The following is a 21251-nucleotide window of genomic DNA, read 5'->3' as shown; positions in this document are numbered from 1 at the left end:
GAATGTCGCGCGACGAAGATCGGCGGGCCTAAACATCCGAGGCTCCGCCGATCCTTCACTCGCGATGGATCGATCAATCGACCTTCAATGGCTTACGTGCAATCACGCGATAGCCATCATCACCCGGTGCGACCATGACATAGCGGACCTCGTAGGCGCCCGCCTGATCGGGTGCTTCCAGAGTGACAGATGAGGTATCGGACCTGACCGTGTCATAGACGTCCGAGGCATCGAAGGGCGCATCGGGACGTTCGATGGCGATGTAGTCACCTTCACCCTTGGGGCCGGTAAACGAGATCTGTATTCGCGCCCCACGCTTCGCCCGATCCGGCGCATTCAGGGTCGCAAGCGCGGGCTCTACGTTGAGCGGTGCCGAGGCGAGAACCTTGTACTCGCCATTTGCTTCCAGCACGAAGCGCACCTCATAGGCGCCCGGTGCGCCCGGCACGCGCAAGTTCACCTGATCGCCTTGTGGGGACTCGTAAGATCCCGTGATCCAGGCGGCCTCCGGCGCGCCTTTCTTCACGATTCCGACGAAGGTGTCTCCGCTGCCCGAACCCTGGAAACCGACCTTGATCGTGGTGCCGGCCATCGCCTGAGCAGGGGCCGTCAGTGCGGCGCTGGCTTGCGTCACTTCGACCTTCTTCATCGCCAGGACCTTGGGATCGAGGCCGGACACATAGCGCACTTCATAAGTCCCCGGCTCCGCCGGCAAGACCAGCTTCATCGGCGAGCCGTGATCGGCATAGGCCCAGGCGCCGGATACATAGGCAGTGGCATCGGTTCCGGGCTTCGCTAGGCCGACCCAATCCTCCGGCGCGTTGGGGCCCTTGAACGTCACGCCGATTTCGGCACCCGCCATTCCTGTCGCCGGCGCATCGAGGGTCGCCGTCACCGGGGTGACCGTGACCTTGGCGCGGGCCAGGATCGCGCTCGTCGAATCTGAAACATAACGAAGCTCGTAATCGCCCGCCTCGCCGGGAACCCGCAGCTTCAGAGGATTGCCGTCTCGCGTATAGCTATAGTGGCGTGTTTCGAGAGCATCGCCGTTGGGGTGGGCGAAGACGATGTAGTCATCCTTGGCGTCAGGCCCCGTCCATTTCACCTCGAGCGTTCCGGTGGCGGGCACGCTGTTCGTTGCCGGCTGCAAGCTGGCCTTCGGCAAATTCGCCGAAAGCGCCACCGTGATCTTGGCCGGGGCATCCTTCGTGACCTCGACCTCCACTTGCCCGGACTTGAGCACCGTGACGGCGGAGACGCGATAGCGGCCCGGCGGCAGGGAGATCGGACCCGAAATTCCTTCGGCAATGGCTCCTGCCTCCCCGCTCTGCGTGATGGTGAATGTGGCATCCGAAACGGGTCGTCCGCCGTCAGTGGCTTCGAGCGGAATGGCACGGGTGACGACAGCGTTCTTCGGCTTCGCCTGTGCGGTGGTCTTCAGAGCGTCTCCGAGTTCACCGGCATTTGAGGCGGCCAGGAACGTGCCGCCGGTTCTCTCCGCGATGCAGGAGAGCTTCGGCCGCTCCAGAGCGGACACATCAAAGCCGACCACATGCGCGACAAAGCCCGCGTTCTTGCGCTTGAGTTCTTCGGCCAGCGCGCAAGGATCGCCTTTGCACGTTTCGATTCCGTCCGTGACGATGATGACGTTGCCGGGCTTGCCGGCTCCGAGCAGGCCAGCAGCCTCCTTCAGCGAGGCGGTAATCGGCGTCTTTCCGCGCGGCGTCAGCTTGCTTGCGACCGCCTGCACCTTCGTCTTGTCCACAGCGCCGATCGGCATGACCGTTTCGATATCGTTGCAATCCGCCGCGCGGCGATGGCCGTAGGCGACGATGCCGAGCCGGGAACCTTTCGGCAAGGCATCGACCAGCGAGGAAACGGCATCCCGGGCGATATCCATCTTCGCCTTGCCGTCGATGCGCCCCCACATGCTGTTCGAGGCATCGATCACCAGGACTGTCTGTGGAGAACCTTTCTCTTGGGCACTCCCCTGCGTCAGGCTCAAGATGAAACCGAGAATAATGGCAGAAGCGGCGAAGAGCAGTCTCATTGTAACGTTCCCAATGCTGCGCGATGCATCGGCGATAACGTAACGTTCGTCAAGTCATGTTCACAGCAGAGCAAGACGGAATCTTCAAATTGCGCGACGGCTTTCGCGAGCCCGGACGACCTCGTCCACATGCTCCGCCATCGACGGATTCGCCGCGACCAATTGATGAAAGTCATCCGCATCAAGAACGAGAAGTCTGCAATGCGTCACCGCGCGCACGGTCACGGCGCGACGCACGTGACGTATCACTGAGAGCTCGCCGAAGAAATCTCCGACGCCGAGGCGAATGGCACCATCCGGGAACAGAGCCTCCACTTCGCCAGCGGCGATCAGATACATCGAATGTGCCCTCTCGCCCTTACGAACGACCATCTCACCTGGACCGAAGCTTTGGGACTGCAGACTGTGCATCACCGTTCCCACCTCGTCGGGGGACAGATCCGCGAACAGCGGAACGCGCGTCACCATGCTCCAGGTGATGACGAAATCGTGCCGGTGGATTTCACGGGAAAAGGCGCTGGCGACGATGCCGACCGGAAGTGCGAGCATCACGAGCCCGGCAACGGCCGTCAGCCCCGCGATGAAGCGGCCCAGCGGCGTTATCGGTACGACATCGCCGTAGCCCACCGTGGTCAGGGTGACGATGGCCCAATACATCGCGTCGGGAATGGTGCCGAACTTGTCGGGTTGTGCCGTGCGCTCGGCGAGGTTCATGGCCGAGGCCGCCAGCAGCACGGTGCCGAGCAGAATGACGCCGCATGCAATCAAGGCGCGGCGCTCAGAGTAAATTGCCTCCATCAGGCTCGTCAGGCCAGGCGAGTAGCGCGCCAGCTTGAAGAACCTGAAGAGCCGCAGGAGCAGAAAGGCCTGCAGGCCCTCCGCTCCGAGATAGGCGAAATAGAACGGCAGAATGGACAGGACATCGATGATGGATTGCGCCTGGAGCGCCCACTTGAGCCGAGCGCGCCACGGCTTCAGATGTCTGAGAGGCGGATGCTCGGGCGCGCACCACAGCCGGATCGCATATTCCACCGTAAAGATAGTGGCGCTGAAAATTTCGATGCCGATGAAAAGCGCCCAGAAATTCTGCCGTTGTGACGGGACGCTTTCCCACACCACCGCAATCACGTTCACGATGATGAGGAGAACGAGAAAAACGTGAACAGCGCGGATGATCGGCTCATCCGCGCTGCTCCGTTCCAAGATTTCGTAGATGCGGTGCCGTGCCGGGTGCGCGCGCTCCCTTGGCACGGTTGCCTCCTTACGCTGCGGCGGAGAGCGCCGCTTCCACCGCCGCGAGGGCGGCTTCCGCCTGCGCTCCGTCGGGACCGCCGGCCTGGGCCATATCGCGACGGCCACCACCGCCTTTCCCACCGAGCTTCTCGGCACCTGCGCGAACGAGGCTCACTGCATCGACCTTTCCGGTCAGATCTTCGGTCACACCGACGACGATGCCGGCCTTACCATCCTCCGCGACGCCGACGATGGCCACGACACCGGAACCGAGGCGCTTCTTGCCCTCATCGGCGAGGCTCTTGAGATCCTTCATCTCGACGCCCGAGACGGCACGGGCCATCAGCTTGATGCCACCGACATCGCGCACGGGATCGCCTTCAGTGCTACCACCGCCCATGGCGAGCTTGCGGCGTGCCTCGGTCAAGTCGCGCTCGAGGCGACGCTTGTCCTCCAGCAGCGCGGTGAGCCTGTCGGAAGCCTCGTCCACCGGCGTCTTGAGAAGCCCTGCGATCTCGCGCAGCTTGCGGCTTTCCTCTCCACGATGGAGACGCGCGGCATCGCCTGTCATGGCTTCGAGACGTCGCACACCGGCTGCGACCGCGCTCTCCGCCACGATGGTGACGAAGCCGATATCGCCGGTGCGGTTCACATGGGTGCCGCCGCATAATTCCACCGAGAATGCCTTGTTGCCGTCGCCCTTGCCCATGGAGACGACACGCACTTCCTCGCCGTACTTTTCGCCGAACAGCGCGCGCGCGCCGGATTCGATCGCCTCTTCGACGCCCATGAGCTTGGTGACGACGGGCTCATTCTGCAACAGCACCCGATTGGCGATGCTCTCGACCTGCGCCAGCTCATCTTCGCCGATCGGCTTCGGATGGCTGAAATCGAAGCGCAGGCGGTCGGGCGCCACAAGGGAGCCCTTCTGAGCCACGTGATCGCCAAGCACCTGCCGCAGCGCCTCGTGCAGGAGGTGCGTCGCGGAATGGTTCGCCCGGATGGCCGAGCGCCGTGCGTGATCGACGACAAGTTCCAGCGACTGGCTGAGCTTGAGGGGACCATGCTCGACCAGAACGTGGTGCACAAACAGGTCGCCGAGCTTCTTTTCGGTGCCGGTGACGCGCACCCGCGCGCCCTCGCCCTGCATGACACCGGTATCGCCGACCTGACCGCCGGATTCGCCATAGAACGGCGTCTGGTTGAGGACCACGAGGCCGGTCTCGCCGGCCTTGAGTTCGGCGACTTCCTTACCGTCCTTCAGCAGCGCGAGAACAAGGCCCTCGGCTGTCTCCGTATCGTAGCCGAGGAATTCGGTCGCTCCGACGCGCTCCTTGACCCCGAACCAGACGGTCTCCGTTGCCGCCTCGCCCGAGCCGGACCAGGCCGCGCGCGCCTTCTCGCGCTGCTGCTCCATGGCGGCATTGAACGCGCCGGTATCGACGCTGATCCCGCGCGGCTTGAGCGCGTCCTGCGTCAGATCGAGCGGGAAGCCATAGGTGTCGTAGAGCGTGAACGCGGTCTCGCCCGACAGGCTTTCGCCCTTCGTCAGGTTGCGGCTTTCCTCGTCGAGGATCGAGAGGCCGCGCTCCAAAGTCTTGCGGAAGCGGGTCTCCTCGAGCTTCAGCGTCTCGGTGATGAGCGCTTCGGCGCGCACCAGCTCCGGATAGGCCTGCCCCATCTCGCGCACCAGGGTCGGTACGAGGCGATACATGAGCGGATCCCGGGCGCCGAGGAGCTGCGCATGGCGCATCGCGCGACGCATGATTCGGCGGAGCACGTAGCCACGGCCCTCATTGGACGGGAGCACGCCGTCGGCCACCAGGAAGGAGGATGCGCGCAGGTGATCGGCGATGACCCGGTGCGAAGCCTTGTGGCTCCCTTCCGGCGCGACGCCCGTCGCGTGGGCTACCGCATCGATGAGGGCACGGAACAGGTCCGTGTCGTAGTTCGAGTGAACACCCTGGAGAATGGCCGAGATGCGCTCGAGGCCCATGCCCGTGTCGATCGACGGCTTCGGCAGTGCGATGCGGTTGCCGGGCTCGATCTGCTCGTATTGCATGAACACGAGGTTCCAGAACTCCAGGAACCGGTCGCCATCCTCCTCCGGGCTGCCGGGCGGACCGCCCCACAAGGTCTCGCCCTGGTCGATGAAGATTTCCGAGCACGGGCCGCAGGGGCCGGTATCGCCCATCTGCCAGAAATTATCCGAGGTCGGGATGCGGATGATCTTGGAGTCGGAGAAGCCCGCGATCCTCTTCCACAGGTCCGCCGCCTCGTCATCGTCGTGATAGACGGTGACGAGCAGCTTGTCCTTGGGCAGATCGAACTCCTTGGTGATCAGGTTCCAGGCAAGCTCGATCGCCCGCTCCTTGAAGTAATCGCCAAAGGAGAAGTTGCCGAGCATCTCGAAGAAGGTGTGATGGCGGGCCGTATAGCCGACATTATCGAGATCGTTATGCTTGCCGCCCGCTCGCACGCATTTCTGCGCCGAGGCCGCGCGGCTATAGGGACGCTTCTCCGCTCCGGTGAAGACGTTCTTGAACTGCACCATGCCCGCATTGGTGAACATGAGTGTCGGGTCGTTCCGAGGCACGAGCGGGCTCGAAGCTACGGCCTCGTGGCCGTTCTTGGCGAAGTAATCGAGGAAGGTCGACCGGATTTCGTTGACGCCGCTCATGGAATTCAAAGCTCGGTAGGGGCAAGGCCCGAAAACAAATATAGGGTGGCCGGTTTTAGACGCAGGCCGTGGCGCTGTCGAGGCGGGGTTTCGTTGAATCAGAACGACTGCGACCGCCGCCTGCGACGCCGAGGAAACGGCCGACCTGCCCTTCGAGCTGCCTCACAGGCAGTCAGGCCCTCTCCGACACTGGCGCGCAGGTCCTGCCGGTCATAATCACCGCGCCTTCAGAACAGCTATGCTGCAACGGCACCGACCACCGCGGCGAGCCCGTGGGTGAGGAGCAGGACCGTCGTTCCGGCAATCGGCATCCTCTCCTCCATTCCTCGAATCTCATGAGCAAAGGCAGCGCAGCTAACCCAACGAAAAGACCGCCGCGATCTCTCGCGACGGCCTGCCTTTGCCCTTGAAGGAGAGCAAAACTCTTATTCGGTGCCCTCGTCGAGGTCTTCCGCCGTCGGGGTAGCCTGCTCCAGGATGCGGTCGGCGAGCAGGCCTGCATTCTGCCGGATGAGGGCTTCGATCTTGCCGGCGACTTCCGGATTGTCGCGCAGGAACTGCTTCGAATTCTCGCGGCCCTGGCCCAGGCGCTGGCTATCATAGGAGAACCAGGCGCCGGACTTCTCGACGATGCCGGCCTTGACGCCGAGATCGATGAGCTCGCCCACCTTGGATACGCCTTCGCCGAACATGATGTCGAACTCGACCTGCTTGAAGGGCGGCGCGACCTTGTTCTTCACGACCTTCACACGCACCGAGTTGCCGATCGGATCATCCCGGTCCTTGAGGGTCGAGACGCGGCGGATATCGAGGCGCACCGAAGCATAGAACTTGAGCGCGTTACCACCCGTGGTCGTCTCAGGGCTTCCGTACATGACGCCGATCTTCATACGGATCTGGTTGATGAAGATCACCATCGTGTTCGAGCGCGAGATCGAACCGGTGAGCTTGCGCAGGGCCTGGCTCATGAGACGGGCCTGAAGACCTGGCTGGACCTCGCCCATCTCGCCGTCGAGCTCTGCCTTCGGGGTCAGGGCCGCCACCGAGTCGATGACCAGCACGTCGACCGCGCCGGAGCGCACGAGGGTATCGGCAATCTCGAGGGCCTGCTCGCCCGTGTCGGGCTGAGAGATCAGGAGATCGTCCAGGTTGACCCCGAGCTTGCGGGCATAGACCGGGTCGAGGGCGTGCTCCGCGTCCACGAAGGCGCAGACGCCACCCTTCTTCTGGGCTTCCGCGATGGTGTGCAGGGCAAGGGTCGTCTTACCCGACGATTCCGGCCCGTAGATCTCGATGATGCGCCCCCGCGGCAGGCCGCCGACGCCGAGCGCGATGTCCAGACCGAGGGACCCGGTCGAGATCGTCTCGATCTCCACCGGCTGCTGGCCCTTGCCGAGCCGCATGATCGAACCCTTGCCGAAGGCGCGTTCGATCTGAGAGAGCGCCGCGTCGAGAGCTTTCGACTTGTCTTTATCCATTGATGAACTTTCCACCAGTCTCAAAGAAGACTGCGACATGACCAGGCATCCTTATGGCACGGAGGGAGGCTGAATCTCAACGCGGTGTTGAGACTCATGTGTACCCTTTTTGTTCTCGGATGCAAGTTCATTTTTTGTTCTGGTCGAGCTGTAGCGGGACATGAGCTGTTGAAAAGTCCCGAGGGCTTGAAACTGTTACTCCGACTTGTCGATGCGGGCTTTGAGATTCTTCACTACTTCGTCGACGAAAGGATGGATATGCATATAAACCTTGGGTTCTCGCCCGATGATCCCCATAAGGCAGCCGACGAAATAGACCTCCTTATCGCCAAAGCTCCAAATCTGAAGTGAAACAGGATAATTTTCTACGCTGATGTCCGGCAGTGTCCGCTCCAGACGCGGCGTTTTTCCCTTGAAGAAACCTTCGAACGCACCCGCCATCCGAGCCATTCCATCTCGGAGTTTCTCGACATCGGAAGGATTTGGATTGATCGCAGCGATCATCGCGTCCGGATCACCCTTCATCACACCTTCGACGACCCCTCGGCAGGCGTGGCTATCAATGAAAGGTCTCGCGTTGGCAGCTGGGGCGGCTGAACCGATGCCTAAGAGGGCGATCAACGCGAACTGGACTAGAGAGAGCTTCATGACGGGCTGCTCAACATTCGAGATACATGGACAGACGAGCGATCGCTCCCTGGCGCAAGACGCGTAGTCTTCTTCACGGTCTCGATATTGTCCAGCTTCGCGTCCCGATCGTCGGCTTCCACTATCAAGTATTGCCTACCGGGCTGCCAGCTCCATAGGTTGAGGATCTTTCGTTACAGGAGCATCGGCCAAGGCCAATCGTTCCTATTCAGGCACCATCCTGAAATCTGACTTCGGAGCGTCCCTACCGCCCCATCACTTGCTTCACCGTCTCCACGAACTGCCGCAGGCTGAAGGGCTTGGGCAGGAAGTTGAATTCCTCGCCCTCAGGCAGGTTCTTGCGGAAGGCATCCTCGGCGTAGCCTGAGACGAAGATCACCTTGAGGTCGGGGTAGAGCCGGCGCAGCTCGCCGAGCAAGGTCGGCCCGTCCATTTCCGGCATCACCACGTCGGACACCACGAGATCGACAGGCTCGCCCCGCTCCTCCATGACCTGCAACGCCTCGACGCCGGAGGCTGCCTCCAGCACCGTGTAGCCCCGTGCCGAGAGGGCACGAGCGTTGACGGCGCGCACGGGATCCTCGTCTTCGACGAGCAGGATGGTGCCCTGCCCTGTCATGTCGGCCGCCGGCTTCTTTGCCGTGTCCTCCTTGGTGCTCTCCGGCACCTCCTGCACCTCGGGAATATGCCGCGGCAGGTAGATACGAAACACCGTGCCGCCACCGATCTTGGAATCCACGTCGATGAAGCCGTTGGATTGCTTGACGATGCCGAAGACGGTCGACAGGCCGAGACCCGTGCCTTTGCCCACCTCCTTCGTGGTGAAGAACGGCTCGAAGATCTTCTCGAGAATCTCGGACGCCATGCCGGTGCCGGTATCCGTCACCTCCACGAGAACGTATTCGGCCGGCGGCATGCCGCTGACATGGAGGCGCGCCGCTTCCGGTTCCGTGACGTTCGCGGTCCGGATCGAGAGCTTGCCGCCGTCCGGCATGGCATCGCGGGCGTTCACCGCGAGATTCATGACGACCTGCTCGAACTGGTTCAGGTCGGCCTTGACGAACCACAGGTCGCGGCCATGGCTGAGATCGAGCTCCACCCGCTCGCCGAGCAGGCGCTTGAGGAGCATGGAAAGATCATAAAGGCGGTCGTTGAGATTGAGCACTTCGGGCCGCAGAGTCTGCCGGCGCGAGAAGGCAAGCAGCTGCCGCACGAGGCTCGCGGCCCGGTTCGCATTCTGCTTGATCTGCATGATGTCCTGGAACGACGGATCCGTCGGCCGGTGGTTGGCGAGCAAGAGATCGCTGTAGCCGATGATGGCCTGAAGCACGTTGTTGAAGTCGTGCGCCACTCCGCCGGCGAGCTGGCCGACCGCGTTCATCTTTTGCGATTGGGCAAGCTGTTCCTCGACCTTGCGGAAATCCGTCGTGTCGAGGGCGTAGAGAATGGCGCTCTCGCCATCGTTGCCGCTCACGTCGACCGAACTCACCCAGACGCGAACCGAGCTGCCGCTGATCCCGGCGGTATGCAGTTCGAGAGGCGCGATATCGCTCCGGTTCTCTGCCGCGGCCCTCAGAGCCGCCTCGACCTGGACGCCCTCGCCCTCTCGGAAAGCGCCTGCAATGGAGGGTCCATCGCCGCCTGCTTCGCCGGTACGCGGCAGCGTGCCGAACAGTTTCGTGAAAGGCGCGTTGGCCTGCACGATCCGGCCGGCGCGGTTCACCGTCGCGATGGCGATCGGCGTATTGTTGAAGAACCGTGCGAAGCGGACCTCGGCGGCGCGCTGCCCCTCATCCACGTCGAGGCCCGGCGACCGGTTGAGGACGAGGGTGCGCGAGGCTCCCATGCGCCCATTCTGTCCGAACGCGATGCGATGATAAAGCCGCACGGGCAGGAACTGACCGTTACGGCGGCGGAGGTCGAGATCGAACGTTTCCGTGCGCACGCTGCCCGACTCGCCGGAGAACGACGTCATCATCGCCACCACGTTGCGCGGCACGATATCGGCGAGGCTCAGGCCGCCCGAGCCGACCTGAGCCAGATCATAGTCGAGCCAGGATGCGAGGGTGGCATTGAGATAGATGATCTGGCCATCGGGATCGATCGACAGGAAGCCGGCCGGCGCGTGATCGAGATAGTCGATCGCGTGCTGCAGCTCCTGGAAGACGTTTTCCTGACGCTCACGCTCGTGCGTGATATCGGCGATGAGCCAAAGCGCCGCCTGTCTGCCGCTCGGCCTTGGCAGAGCGCGCACACGCACCCGGTACCAGCCAAATTCCTGCGATCCGTCGAGAGACGGTGAAAGGCGGATCTCCTCCGTTCCGGTCCGGTGCTCTCGCGCCGCTTGAGCAAGGCGATAGATCGCTTCGGACACCTCGGGTGCGCCGGTGAAAAGTCGCTCGACCGGCCGCACATCGCCGCCTGCGGAAGATCCGGACAGCGCGAGATACGCCTCATTGGCATAGATGGCACGGCCATCATCCTCGACGACGAGAATGCCATCGAAGGATGTGTCGGACATCGACTTGGTAATGTCATTACGAACCACATGACCGGAAAACCGGATCACGCCGATGGCTGCTGCGAAGAGGAAGAACACGCCGGCCATCGCGAAGAAGGCCAGGAGTCCCAGGATCAGGAGCTGCGACTGACTCGCCTCGAGGAAACGAAGGCCTAGGATAGCCCCAACAAGAATAGCGGCCAAAAGCAGCACCAGCCCGATATGGCCAGGACGCTCGGACCGGTCGATGGTTGCGCTCTTCGGCATTTCGCTCTGCTGAGCCATGGACTTTCGGTATCTCCAAGGAACGGCTGACGACCGCGGCCCATCACGTAATGAGGACAATCGGCCACGCCTTCTTTCGGCCACGGTATCCGGAAATCGTTGACTGACCTCTAAGGTGGCGACCCGAGCGGCAGCAAGGAACGAGCCTGCAATGTGGATGCAGACTTGAGCTTTGCACGCACGGAACCACATCTGCCTTTACAAAGAAGGCCTTGGCAAGAGTTTCTGAGGACGAGGAGCAATTTCACCTCCTATGCCCCACACTTGAGGCTGGCCTTGTTAACCATCTGTTAACCTTGCCGCTCGCTTTGATGCCCGATGTGGTACAAACAGCGTCGAGAACAGGGCCTGACTCTAGGTCTCCACATCGCTTGAGAGTTCATCGTGTCATCTCTTTTAGGTATCGAAGCGTCCCGGGCCGCCCAGTATGTCATCGCATTCGCGATCATTCTCGTGCTGGTGGCGCTCTTCGGACTTGTTCTTCGCAAACTGACGGGCGGACGCCTCATGCTCCCCGGCCATGACCGGGGCCGCAGCCGCCAGCCTCGCCTCGGCGTCGTCGACATCTACGACCTCGATCGGCAGCGACAGCTCGTCCTGCTCCGGCGGGACAATGTGGAACATCTGCTGCTCATCGGCGGCCTCAACGACGTAGTGATCGAAACCAATATCGTGCGCGTCGCCGGCGCCCGGATTCCGGCACCATCCGCCGATACGGGACCCGAGCGTTTCGAGCCGTCGCTCGAACAGCCTTCGCGTCCGCAGGTCGAGGCGGGCCGCCCTACCATCGAGACCCAGCTCGCCGCCCAGCTCGGCGCGTTCATCCGACGCCCATCGGAGGAATCCGATATCGATCAGGAGCTTGCCCCCGTCGCCTCCGTCACTGCGTCAGCTCCTGCGCGGCCCGAGCCCATGCTCAAGCCCGACCATGTGACCGTGACAGCAACTCCGGTCGTAGAGTCCCTCAAGCCTCAAGCACAGCCACTGCAGCCGCAGGGACCGAGCTTCCTCCGGGCTCCGGCGACGCCGCAGCCTCCGGCGCCCACCGTCATCCCGGAACTGCGCCCGGAGCCGCGACCGGCTCCGCCGCCGATGCCGTTCCAGTCTCGTCCGACCCCCACCCCGCCTGCTCCGCCCACGGCAGCGCCGGTCCTTCCTCCCGAGGTTGTTCGGCCGCCTCAGGATGCCGCGACGGACACCAGGACACCCGACGCCGCCATTCTCTCGGATATGGCGAAGCAGCTGGAAGAGGCCTTGAAGCGGCCCGCCCAACCGGTTCCCCCGCCTCAGCCCGTACCAGCGACGCCGCCGGCACCGATCGTCACCGCCGAGGTGGATGAGGAAGAGGAAGCTTCTGAGGCCGATCATCGGCCAGAGGTCGATCTGGACGAGGATGAGCTTCTGGTCCCGACGCCCTCCAACGATCGTGGCGAGCCAACACCGGCATTCGAAAAGCCGCAGCAGCCCCCCGAGCCCGCGCGACCTGCGGCCGCTGCTCCTCAGCCGACCTCGCCGCCCCCTGCACCGGCAGCCGCGGCCCCTGCACCTGCGCAGCCGCAGAAGGCCAGCGATCCCTTCTCCGTCGAAGAGATCGAGGCCGAGTTCGCCCGCCTCTTGGGACGCCCGCGAGACCCTGGCAATAAGGGCTGATGGCGCCGAAAAGCAGCAACACAAACAAGAAGGGCTCCGTCACCGGAGCCCTTTTTCGTGGGATCAATCGTCCCGATAAACCCGCTCGTTGCGCTCGTGGCGCTCCTGCGCCTCCAGCGACAGGGTCGCGATAGGTCGGGCTTCCAGGCGCTTGAGCGAGATCGGATCACCGGTCTCCTCACAAAAGCCGTAGGTCCCGTCGTCGATCCGAGAGAGAGCGGCATCGATCTTGGAAATCAGCTTCCTCTGCCGATCCCGGGCCCGCAGCTCGATGGCCCGGTCCGTCTCGGAGGAGGCACGATCCGCGAGATCCGGGTGGTTCTCGTTTTCACTCTGGAGAGCGGCCAGGGTTTCCTGCGCCTCCTTGAGGATCTCTCCCTTCCACCGAATAAGCTTACGTCTGAAATATTCCCGCTGTCGTTCATTCATAAAGGGCTCGTCCTCAGTCGGACGATAACCCTCATCGATTACGATGTTTGTCATTGTGGGCCTTGTATCCCCGATGAACTGTGGCGCCCCTATATCGTCAAGCGAGGCCCGCGACAACGCGCAAGAACGTCATCGATTTGTCTAAGACGCCGCAGGTGAGGATCGAATACCGAGGCAACGGAAGGGAAAGTGCCGGAAAAGCTTCGTCCGAGCACCCCTTCTGCATCAGCGCATGCCCTGAAGAGCCTTGGCAATATCCGCCTCGACCGCCATGGCGAGGGGCTGCCGGTAATGGCTCAGGTCGAAAAAGTAATCCGGATTGCGGTTTTCAGGCCGGTCGATTCGCCAATCGACCACGGCGCTCCGGGGATGCCCGGCGAGTGCGGCCTTCATGGCCGCCTTGCAGGCTTGGTCCTGATACCCCTCCTCGGTGCCTACAGGCGGAAGGTAATTCTTGTAGCGGGGGGGATGAACGACGACCAGAGCCGTCTCCTGCGGCAGGGAATCCGCAAACTCCTTCAGCTTGCCGGCCACGGGAAACGTGCGCTGATCAGCCTTCGGATCGCTAGGGAAGGTCGGCTCGCTGGCGTAATAGGGTTTCTCGAGCCGCGCACGAACTTCCGGCCGGGTGTCATAGCCGAGGTTGAGATAGTTCGGCTCATAGTCCCAATAGCCGTCCGGTCGGGCGCGCTCCGGCTTCTTGCCGAACACGTAGCCGAGACGACGCGGCATTTCCTCCAGGATGTCGTAGCGCATCAACCCCTTGGCGTATTCCAGGGGATTCGCCGCATAGAGCCAGAACGGGAACGGCCGGAAGTTCGGCATGGCTGGGTCGGAGATGCACCAGGTCTCGTCGGAATCGACCACCAGAGCCTTCACCGGTCCTGCGCGATGCTTCAGGAACCAGTCCATCAGGACGAAGTGTTCTTTCGGGCCGGTGGCCGGAACGGCCAGCTGCAGGAAATTGAACCCGGTCCGCTGATTGAGCCGCTCCGGCGACAGGAGCTGGATCTGGGAATTTCCGAAGATGGCGGCATCGAAAGACGGATCGCGTCCGCGGCTGGCATTCGCGGTGCGCGGCCCCTGAGGCCGCACCCCGTCGCGGGCGAAGAGCCGCGAGCGTCCCGTATCGTACGGATCGATCACATAGGCGGCCGCAATGATCCCGACCACGGTCAGGATCGTCATGGCGACGAGGAAGACCGCAAAGCGCCGCCAGGCTGCTTCGGACGAAGCTTCAGAACTGGAAGTAGATGAATTCATAGTTCACGTCGTCGCCGATCTTGAACAATACGATCACGAAGAGGAGCGCGAAGGCGAGCGCGATCCAGCGCCGGGGCGGCAGCTTGTGGACCAGCGTCCAGGCCGTCGGGCCGATGAAGGCGAAGGCGGCGCCGAACACGATCGCCCGCCATTTCATAGGAGCATCGCCACTCCCAAGGCCGAGCATCGCCTCATAGATCCGCCAGGTCGCTTCGAAGCTCTGCGCCCGGAACACGATGATGCTCAGGACGAAGAAGCTGAACATGAAGAACCAGCCGAGGAGCTTCGGCATGGAATATCCCGCCTTACGCCAGAGCGTGTTGGCTCCGAGGCCCACCCCATGGAGAAGGCCCCAAACGAGATAGGTCCAGCCGGCGCCGTGCCAGAGGCCGCCGAGGGTCATAGTGGCGGTGAGCGCGCCGATCTGCACGGCCAGTCCTTTGCGGCTGCCGCCCATGGCGATGTAGAGATAATCGCGCAGGAAACGCGACAGGGTCATGTGCCAGCGCCGCCAGAAATCCTGCAGCGACACCGCCCGATAGGGCGAATCGAAGTTCTGCGGCAGCACGATGCCGAACAGAAGCGCCAGACCCAGCGCCATGTCGGTATAGCCGGAGAAGTCGAAATAGACCTGGAAGGTGAAGCCGAGCGCCGCCTGCCAGGCCTCGCCCATGCTGATCGCGTGGCCGGCGGTCGCGGCCTGATAAACAGGGTTGGCGTATTCAGCGAGCTGGTCGCCGAAGAAGACTTTCTTGGCGAGGCCGATGACCAGCAGCATCAGGCCGCGGGCAAAGCGCTCCGCTGCATCCGGGCGCGCATAGGGGCGCTCCTCGAACTGGTGCATGATCTCGCTCCACCGCACCAGCGGCCCGGCCAGCACCTGCGGAAAGAACGCGATGTAGAGGCCATAGCGCACCAGATCGAAGCGCGGCGCTTTGCCGGCCTTCAGATCGGTCAGGTACATGATGTGGTGGAAGGTGAAGAACGAGATGCCGAGCGGCAGCGCGATGTCGTAATGCGGCGGCGTCACCCCCGGGATCAGGGCGGCGACATCGGCGAAGAAGTTGAAATACTTGAAGATCGCCAGGACGATCAGGTTGGCGGCGATGGCAAGCGGGATCAGGACGTCGCGGCCGGAGCGGATGAAGGCGCGGGCGATCAGCCAGTTGACCAGGATTGAGCCGATCAGCAGCGGCGCGAAGCGCCAGTCCCAGTAGCCGTAGAAGAACAGCGACAGCAGCAGCAGCGCGGGCAGCCGCCAGTCCGGCCGGAAGCGCTCGACGAGCCAATGCGTCAGCAGCGCGACCGGCAGGAAGGCAAAGAGAAAGACGAACGAATTAAAGAGCATCGCGATATGAATGGGTCAGACGGCGCGCCCCGCTCCTTGTGCGCCAGAAGGCGCGCCCTTGTGCGGGAATGTGCGCCTCACGTCAACTTGCGGAGGGGATGTCGCATCCGCGCACCTCGACGGCCGCAGATCCACTCCCAAAGTATCGGGACGTATTTCCAGACCAATAAAGGCCGAGTGACGCTGATTTGAACTCCGCGCCTGTGTATGGTCACCGCAATTTAAAATACTTACCTTGCGGAAAACAGTCCTTCTCTGCGAAATCCAACCCCACGATTCGAATCTGCAAGTTTCTGAATGATCGGAGGGGCAATGAAACGTTACGTCAGAGCAATGAAGCTTCATGGATACTCGTTGACGTTTCTTGCGCTATCCGGCGCATCTCTTCTTGCGCTGACCGCTCCAAGCCTTGCAGTCAACCTCAACGATCCTGACGCTTCGGCAGCGGGAGGCATTCTCAATTATTGGGATCGCGGGAACACCTTGCCCAATGTCGTTTCCGTCTACAGCCCGACCCTCGGGAACTGGTGTACGGGAACCCTGATCAACAGCCGCACGGTCCTCACGGCCTCACACTGTCTCATCGACGAAGACACGGCGCAGGTCTTCACAACTCCCGCGGTCTCACAATTCCAAGTCCGATTCGGCAGCGACGCCTCTGTCCACACCGGCAACGACAGATTGCTGAGCGGTGTCTACGCGCACCGTGAGTATCCTGCCGATGGTTACGGCAGCAACGACATCGCCCTTCTGTCGCTCAGCGCTCCCGTGACGGGCGTCACGCCTGTCACCCTTATCAAGCCGGGCGACCCACTCCCGGCGATCGGATCGCTTGTCCTCATTTCAGGGTACGGCGCCTCTGGCACCGGTACGGCGCCGGATACCAACGGCGACGGCAAGCGACGCATTGCCTATACGAATATCGGAGGGTACGAGCCCACGGAGCCAGGCAATCCGCGGTCCATTGCTGCGCAATTCAGGATCGCTGCCTCCCCCGATTCTCCCGATCAATTCAATCTGGATGCGCAGGGCGTTCCGGTCCCCGCTCTTCAGGGCCAGCCCGGCCCCGGCGACAGCGGCGGCCCGCTCTTTCTCGTCACCGAGAACGGTCTCGTCCAGATCGGCACCGTCATTGGCGGCGGAAGCGGCTACGGCGCAGTCGACAACTGGACCCCGGTGCAGGATTACTATGCCTGGATCATGCAGAATAATCCGCTCCGGTGGACGGCTGCAAAGGCCGGAACGTTCAACTGGAGCAATCCGAACGCATGGTCGGATACGCTGGGCCGCAGTGAAACCCCGAACAACCAGGACGGCTCCTTTGCCGGATATGGCGAAGTCGGGCGCTACTACGACGTCTCGCTGAGCGCAGCCTCGGCTATCACCGTGGACATGAATCCGACGGTCGACAGCCTGAGCGTCGAGAACGCGAAGGCCAGCCTCAACATCCCGAGCCAGCACGTTCTCACGACGATCCTCGACACGTCGGTCTTCAGCGGCACCTTGCAGGTCGACGGCCGTCTCAATGCGCAAAACGTTTTTGTCCAGGGCGGCGTCCTCGCCGGCTCCGGAACAATCGGAACGGACTGGGTGGTGAACAGCGCCGGCACGGTCGCGCCCGGTCAGACCTCTGGTCTCGGGACCCTGACGATTGCCGGCAATTATCAGCAACTGGCTGGCGGAACGCTTGCGATCCGGGTCTTCGGCAACGCCTCGGACCGCCTCGCTGTCCAGGGAGCGACCTATCTCGACGGAACGCTGGCCCTCAATGGCAGCGCGACCAGCGTGGATCTGACGAGCAGCTACACGGTGCTCACATCCGATTACGGCATCAGCGGGCGCTTTGCGCACGTCACGTCGAACTTCCTGTTCCTCGATCCGAACCTCGCCTATCAGTCGGACCTGATCAACGTCACCTTCGTGCGCAACAACCGTCCCCTCGACGGCGTTGCAGGCGACGCGACGGATGATGCGGTCGCAGATGCCATCGCTGCGCTCGGCCCATCCAATCCGATCTACAAAGCGCTCGTGACCAGCACGAGCGTGCAGGATGCCCGCCAAGCCTTCGATGCCCTCTCCGGTGAAGCCCATGCCTCGGCGGTCACCACCGGCTATGCCCAGGCGCAGCTGATCCAGAATGCTCTGCTCAACCGGCTGCGCCAGCCTCTGCTCGGCGCGTCCCTGCCGCTCTTGGCCCAAGGCGCCTATGCCGCGGCATTTGCCGCCGATCGCCCCGGTCAGGCCGTAGCCCCGGTCGCCGTCGCACCGGTGCCCGTTGCACCGCGCTATGCCTTATGGGGTGAAGGTTTTGGATCGTGGAGCCAGACCCGCACCAACGGCAATGCCGCAGCGCTTGATGCGACCACCGGCGGCTTTGTTCTCGGTGCCGATGCCTTAGTCGCCGATGGTATTCGGCTTGGCCTGGCCGGTGGTTATCTCTCGACCTCCTTCGATGTCGATGCCAGGCTGTCGTCGGGCTCGACGGACAGCATCTTCGGCGCACTCTACGGCTCCGGCCGCTGGGGCGCGCTGACCCTGCGCCTGGGTGCAGTGTATACCCGCCATGACTTTGATGTTAGCCGCACGATCAGCTTCCCGGCTTATGCGGATGCCACCCGCACCTCCTATGACGGCAGCACCCTGCAGGGCTTCGGCGAGGTCGGCTATCGCTTGGGACTGGGCCAGATCGCACTGGAGCCGTTTGCCGGAGCCTCCGTGCTGCGGCTGTCCACCGAGCGGTTCCAGGAACAGGGCGGGGCTGCTGCCCTGACTGGCTATGGCCGCACGTACGATCTCGGCACCACGACACTGGGCCTCAGAGCCGAGGCGCGGCTGTCGGCAGAGGTGCCGCTGATGCTGAAAGGGCTTGTCGGCTGGCGGCATGCCTATGGCGATGTCGAACCGCAAGCGCTGCTGGCGTTTGCCGGCGGGGCGCTGCCGTTTGCGGTCTCCGGGGTACCGGTCGACCGCGATGCGCTCATTGCCGAGGCGGGCTTGGCCTGGCAGGCGTCCGAGGCGATCAGCTTGGGGGTGAACTACGCCGGCCAGATTGGTCAGCGGGCGCAGGAGCACAGCCTCAAAGGCAACTTCACCTGGACATTCGAAACGCGGTGAAGAATCAGCGTCGCCGGCGGTGCTTAGGACGCCGCCGCCTCCGTGCGGCTTACCAGCTCGCCGGCGACGTCACCGATCTTCGGCGCCTCCTCCTTGATGAAGGGCAGCGGGCGGCAGACGGAGAGGGCCGCCAGACCGAAGCGTGCGGTCATAAGGCCGTTCAGCACGCCCTCCCCGAGCTTTGCAGAGATCCGGGCCGCGAGCCCGAGCCCGAGGACCTGCTGCAGGACGCTGTCGCCCACGGCCATACCGCCGGTGACGGCGAGGTGATTGAAGGCCGCCTTAGCGAGTCGCAGAAACCCGAAGAATCCAGGCCGTCCGCCATAGATCCGTGCCAGCGTCCGTAGCAGACGGACCGCCGCGAAGATCACGAAAGCTACGTCAACGATGGCGCGCGGGCTCACCGCCGTCACCAGGGAGACCTGCTTCGCGGCGCCTGCGATGGCACGCTTGGCCTGGGCGTCGAGTGGCGCGAGAAGCTCGCGCTCCGCCATGGCGAGACGGTCGTCGGCATCGATGATCTCTTCCATTGCGTTCATGAGCCGCGCGCTGCCAGGGACGGCGCTCGCCCGGGAGCCGTAGAGGTTGAGAAGTTCCGACACGATGGCCTTGGCGCCCTTGTGGTCCTTCACCGCCAGGGCATCGACGGCAGCCGCACGCAGGCGTTCAATGGCTTGCTCGCGCCAGATCCCCCTCACCTCCCGGCCGATCAGCGCCAGGAAGGCAAGGACCGCCAGGGCGGTCAATGCCAAGGCGACCCAGCCAAGCCAGGGCGCCACGGCATATAGATCGACGATCAGCTTCTCGACAGCGAGGCCGAGGCCGAGCACCAGCAATCCGGACAGGGCCGAGATCAGGACGCCGAGCCACGGGGCGCGCCGCTTCTCGGCCATGGGAACGACAATGGCATCCGCCGCCTCGATGGCATCGAAAGGCTCATCCGTCACCACGACGGAACCGCTGGCCACATTAGGATCGTCGAGACGGAAGGCGCGAGGCTGGCGGCTCATGCGAAGCGGTCTCCCAGCAGGAATTCGAGGGCACGGTCCAGGCGGATGTGAGGCATCTTCCCCATCCGTCCGGCCGCATCGATCGGCACTTTCGGCGGCCGGAATCGGGGAAAGCGCAAGGAACCAGGAGGCACCGCTCCCTGGAAGACGGCTTCAGGCGTCTCCGGCAGTTCTCCCGGGAAAATGGCAGCCTCGGTCTCCCCGTCGAAGATCTCGTTGCCGACCCGCTCGCCCGCTTCCGGTACGCCCGCAACGGCGCGCAGGGTATCACGCCCTTCCCGAACAGTCGTCTCGCGTGTGGCCCTGACCGAGGCCAGAGCGACTGTTCCGACCCGTGCGCCCGCTGCCTCCGTGCGCCGCGCGGCGCGGTTGACGAGAAGGCGCAGGATCGCATCGAGCCTGTCATGGTCCGTATGATGGATATGATCCGCCTTCGTCGCTGCAAAGAGCACCCGGTCGGCCCGCGGTGAGAACAGGCGGGACAGCAGGGTGTTGCGGCCGACCCGAAAGGCCATCAGCACCTGATCGAGAGCGTCCTCGAGTTCCGCCAGCGCCACCGGACCGGCATCGATAGCCGCGAGCACGTCGACGAGGACGATCTGGCGGTCGATGCGCTGGAAATGGTCGCGGAAGAAGGGCTTCACCACATGAGATTTGTAGGCTTCGAAGCGGCGCTCCATCAAAGCCGCGAAGCTTCCCGGTGCGATCACCTGCCCGGGCTTCAGATCGAGAGGCGCGAAGGTCAGCGCGGGCGATCCCGCAAGATCGCCCGGCATCAGGAAGCGGCCCGGTGGCGTCGTGGCGACAGCCTCCTCGCTTGAACGCAGCGCCAGAAGATAAGCCTTGAAGGCGTCGCTGGCCCTGGCAGCCAGCATCTCGTCCGCCTTATCGTCCGGACCGAACTCCGCGAGCGCCGCGTGCCATGGCGCTGCAATGGCGGAACGATCACGGCGGCGGCTCGCCTCCACGGTCTGGCGCGACCATTGTGCATAATCGGCATCGAGAAGCGCGAGGTCGAGCAGCCATTCGCCGGGATAGTCGACGATGTCGAGGGTCAGCGACGCAGGCCCCGAGCGCCAGCCGGACTTGCGTTCGTACTCCACATCGACGCGCAACTCGCTGATACGGTTGGTCGATTGCGGCCAGCGGCGCTCATCAGTCAGCGCCGCCATGTGATCCTCGAAAGGAAAACGTGGAATCGTATCGTCAGGCTGATGGGCCAGATGCGCTCGCCGGATGCGGCCCTCGGCGGAGGCCCTGAAGGCGGGAAGGCTCGTTCCACGGGTGAGATGATGCACCAGCGCGGTGGTGAAGACCGTCTTGCCCGACCGGGCAAGCCCCGTGACGCCGAGGCGCAGGGACGGCTGTACGAGCTGCCCCGAGGCCTCCCAGAGCGACTGCGCCGCGGATCCGGCCCGGGAAGCGATGTTGGTAAGCACTGACACGAGGGTCCCGACCTTTGCTTTGGACCCTCATCACATGGGCCCGCCATACCGGTTTGCAAAGCATCGAGGGATCTTTTCCGGTGCAATCGCGATCACGGAAATGGGTATCCCACCCCGG

General features: G+C 63.3%; 13 protein-coding genes. 2 read left to right on the top strand and 11 right to left on the bottom strand.

Going from position 1 to position 21251, the window contains the following annotated elements; genetic code table 11:
• Positions 1-73 precede the first annotated feature (73 nt).
• The 6 genes from K9B37_RS03850 to cckA form a co-directional block, all read right to left on the bottom strand.
• On the bottom strand, positions 74-2050 hold the full coding sequence (locus K9B37_RS03850) for a vWA domain-containing protein (RefSeq protein ID WP_224311469.1): 1977 nt from the start codon (positions 2048-2050) through the stop codon (positions 74-76).
• An 84-nt stretch (positions 2051-2134) separates the two neighbouring features.
• Positions 2135-3301 (bottom strand): cyclic nucleotide-gated ion channel, encoded by a 1167-nt coding sequence (locus K9B37_RS03845; protein ID WP_224311468.1) that lies wholly within the window; start codon positions 3299-3301, stop codon positions 2135-2137.
• A gap of 10 nt (positions 3302-3311) precedes the next feature.
• Entirely contained in the window at positions 3312-5963 is a 2652-nt protein-coding gene (gene alaS / locus K9B37_RS03840) for an alanine--tRNA ligase (RefSeq protein WP_224311467.1), read from the bottom strand.
• Positions 5964-6388: 425 nt separating this feature from the next.
• Positions 6389-7480 carry a recombinase RecA gene (gene recA, locus K9B37_RS03835; RefSeq protein ID WP_224311466.1) on the bottom strand — a complete coding sequence of 364 codons (1092 nt, stop codon included), beginning with the start codon at positions 7478-7480 and terminating at the stop codon, positions 6389-6391.
• Positions 7481-7636: 156 nt separating this feature from the next.
• Positions 7637-8089 carry a hypothetical protein gene (locus K9B37_RS03830; protein ID WP_224311465.1) on the bottom strand — a complete coding sequence of 151 codons (453 nt, stop codon included), beginning with the start codon at positions 8087-8089 and terminating at the stop codon, positions 7637-7639.
• Between the two features lie 244 nt (positions 8090-8333).
• Positions 8334-10874: a cell cycle histidine kinase CckA gene (gene cckA, locus K9B37_RS03825; protein ID WP_224311464.1), complete on the bottom strand. Its 2541-nt coding sequence runs from the start codon at positions 10872-10874 to the stop codon at positions 8334-8336.
• Positions 10875-11258: 384 nt separating this feature from the next.
• Here cckA and K9B37_RS03820 point away from each other — a divergent pair, with 384 nt between their 5' ends.
• Positions 11259-12524 (top strand): hypothetical protein, encoded by a 1266-nt coding sequence (locus K9B37_RS03820; protein ID WP_224311463.1) that lies wholly within the window; start codon positions 11259-11261, stop codon positions 12522-12524.
• A 63-nt stretch (positions 12525-12587) separates the two neighbouring features.
• Here K9B37_RS03820 and dksA read toward each other — a convergent pair whose 3' ends face one another.
• From dksA to K9B37_RS03805, 3 genes are all read right to left on the bottom strand, one after another.
• Positions 12588-13007 (bottom strand): RNA polymerase-binding protein DksA, encoded by a 420-nt coding sequence (gene dksA / locus K9B37_RS03815; RefSeq protein WP_224311462.1) that lies wholly within the window; start codon positions 13005-13007, stop codon positions 12588-12590.
• A gap of 171 nt (positions 13008-13178) precedes the next feature.
• Positions 13179-14216, bottom strand: a complete 1038-nt coding sequence (locus tag K9B37_RS03810; protein WP_224311461.1) for a hypothetical protein — start codon at positions 14214-14216, stop codon at positions 13179-13181.
• Complete coding sequence (locus tag K9B37_RS03805; RefSeq protein ID WP_224311460.1) at positions 14191-15564, bottom strand: MBOAT family O-acyltransferase; 1374 nt, start codon at positions 15562-15564, stop codon at positions 14191-14193. Before K9B37_RS03805 ends, K9B37_RS03810 begins: the two co-directional genes overlap by 26 nt.
• Positions 15565-15876: 312 nt before the next feature.
• On the opposite strand from K9B37_RS03805, the gene K9B37_RS03800 reads away from it, so the two are divergent.
• Entirely contained in the window at positions 15877-18678 is a 2802-nt protein-coding gene (locus tag K9B37_RS03800; RefSeq protein WP_224311459.1) for an autotransporter outer membrane beta-barrel domain-containing protein, read from the top strand.
• A gap of 23 nt (positions 18679-18701) precedes the next feature.
• On the opposite strand, the gene K9B37_RS03795 is transcribed toward K9B37_RS03800, so the two are convergent.
• A complete protein-coding gene (locus K9B37_RS03795; protein ID WP_224311458.1) occupies positions 18702-19688 on the bottom strand; it encodes a YcjF family protein in 987 nt (328 codons plus the stop codon).
• The gene (locus K9B37_RS03790) at positions 19685-21133 is read right to left on the bottom strand and encodes a YcjX family GTP-binding protein (RefSeq protein WP_224311457.1); all 1449 of its coding nucleotides are present in this window, start codon (positions 21131-21133) and stop codon (positions 19685-19687) included. The genes K9B37_RS03795 and K9B37_RS03790 overlap by 4 nt, the downstream gene beginning before the upstream one ends.
• Positions 21134-21251 lie beyond the last annotated feature (118 nt).

Origin of the sequence: Microvirga puerhi, assembly GCF_020089865.1 — a bacterium.
Lineage (GTDB): Bacteria > Pseudomonadota > Alphaproteobacteria > Rhizobiales > Beijerinckiaceae > Microvirga > Microvirga puerhi.
The sequence above is the reverse complement of the archived record's forward strand: the minus strand, read 5'-3'. Positions and strand labels throughout refer to the sequence as shown.

Bases quoted from the DNA above. Each gene is read 5' to 3' on its own strand.
- alaS (WP_224311467.1), bottom strand. From the start codon at position 5,963: ATGAGCGGCGTCAACGAAATCCGGTCGACCTTCCTCGATTACTTCGCC.
- recA (WP_224311466.1), bottom strand. From the start codon at position 7,480: ATGTCGCAGTCTTCTTTGAGACTGGTGGAAAGTTCATCAATGGATAAA.
- K9B37_RS03800 (WP_224311459.1), top strand. From the start codon at position 15,877: ATGAAACGTTACGTCAGAGCAATGAAGCTTCATGGATACTCGTTGACG.
- K9B37_RS03850 (WP_224311469.1), bottom strand. From the start codon at position 2,050: ATGAGACTGCTCTTCGCCGCTTCTGCCATTATTCTCGGTTTCATCTTG.
- K9B37_RS03830 (WP_224311465.1), bottom strand. From the start codon at position 8,089: ATGAAGCTCTCTCTAGTCCAGTTCGCGTTGATCGCCCTCTTAGGCATC.
- dksA (WP_224311462.1), bottom strand. From the start codon at position 13,007: ATGACAAACATCGTAATCGATGAGGGTTATCGTCCGACTGAGGACGAG.
- K9B37_RS03805 (WP_224311460.1), bottom strand. From the start codon at position 15,564: ATGCTCTTTAATTCGTTCGTCTTTCTCTTTGCCTTCCTGCCGGTCGCG.
- cckA (WP_224311464.1), bottom strand. From the start codon at position 10,874: ATGGCTCAGCAGAGCGAAATGCCGAAGAGCGCAACCATCGACCGGTCC.
- K9B37_RS03795 (WP_224311458.1), bottom strand. From the start codon at position 19,688: ATGAGCCGCCAGCCTCGCGCCTTCCGTCTCGACGATCCTAATGTGGCC.
- K9B37_RS03810 (WP_224311461.1), bottom strand. From the start codon at position 14,216: ATGAATTCATCTACTTCCAGTTCTGAAGCTTCGTCCGAAGCAGCCTGG.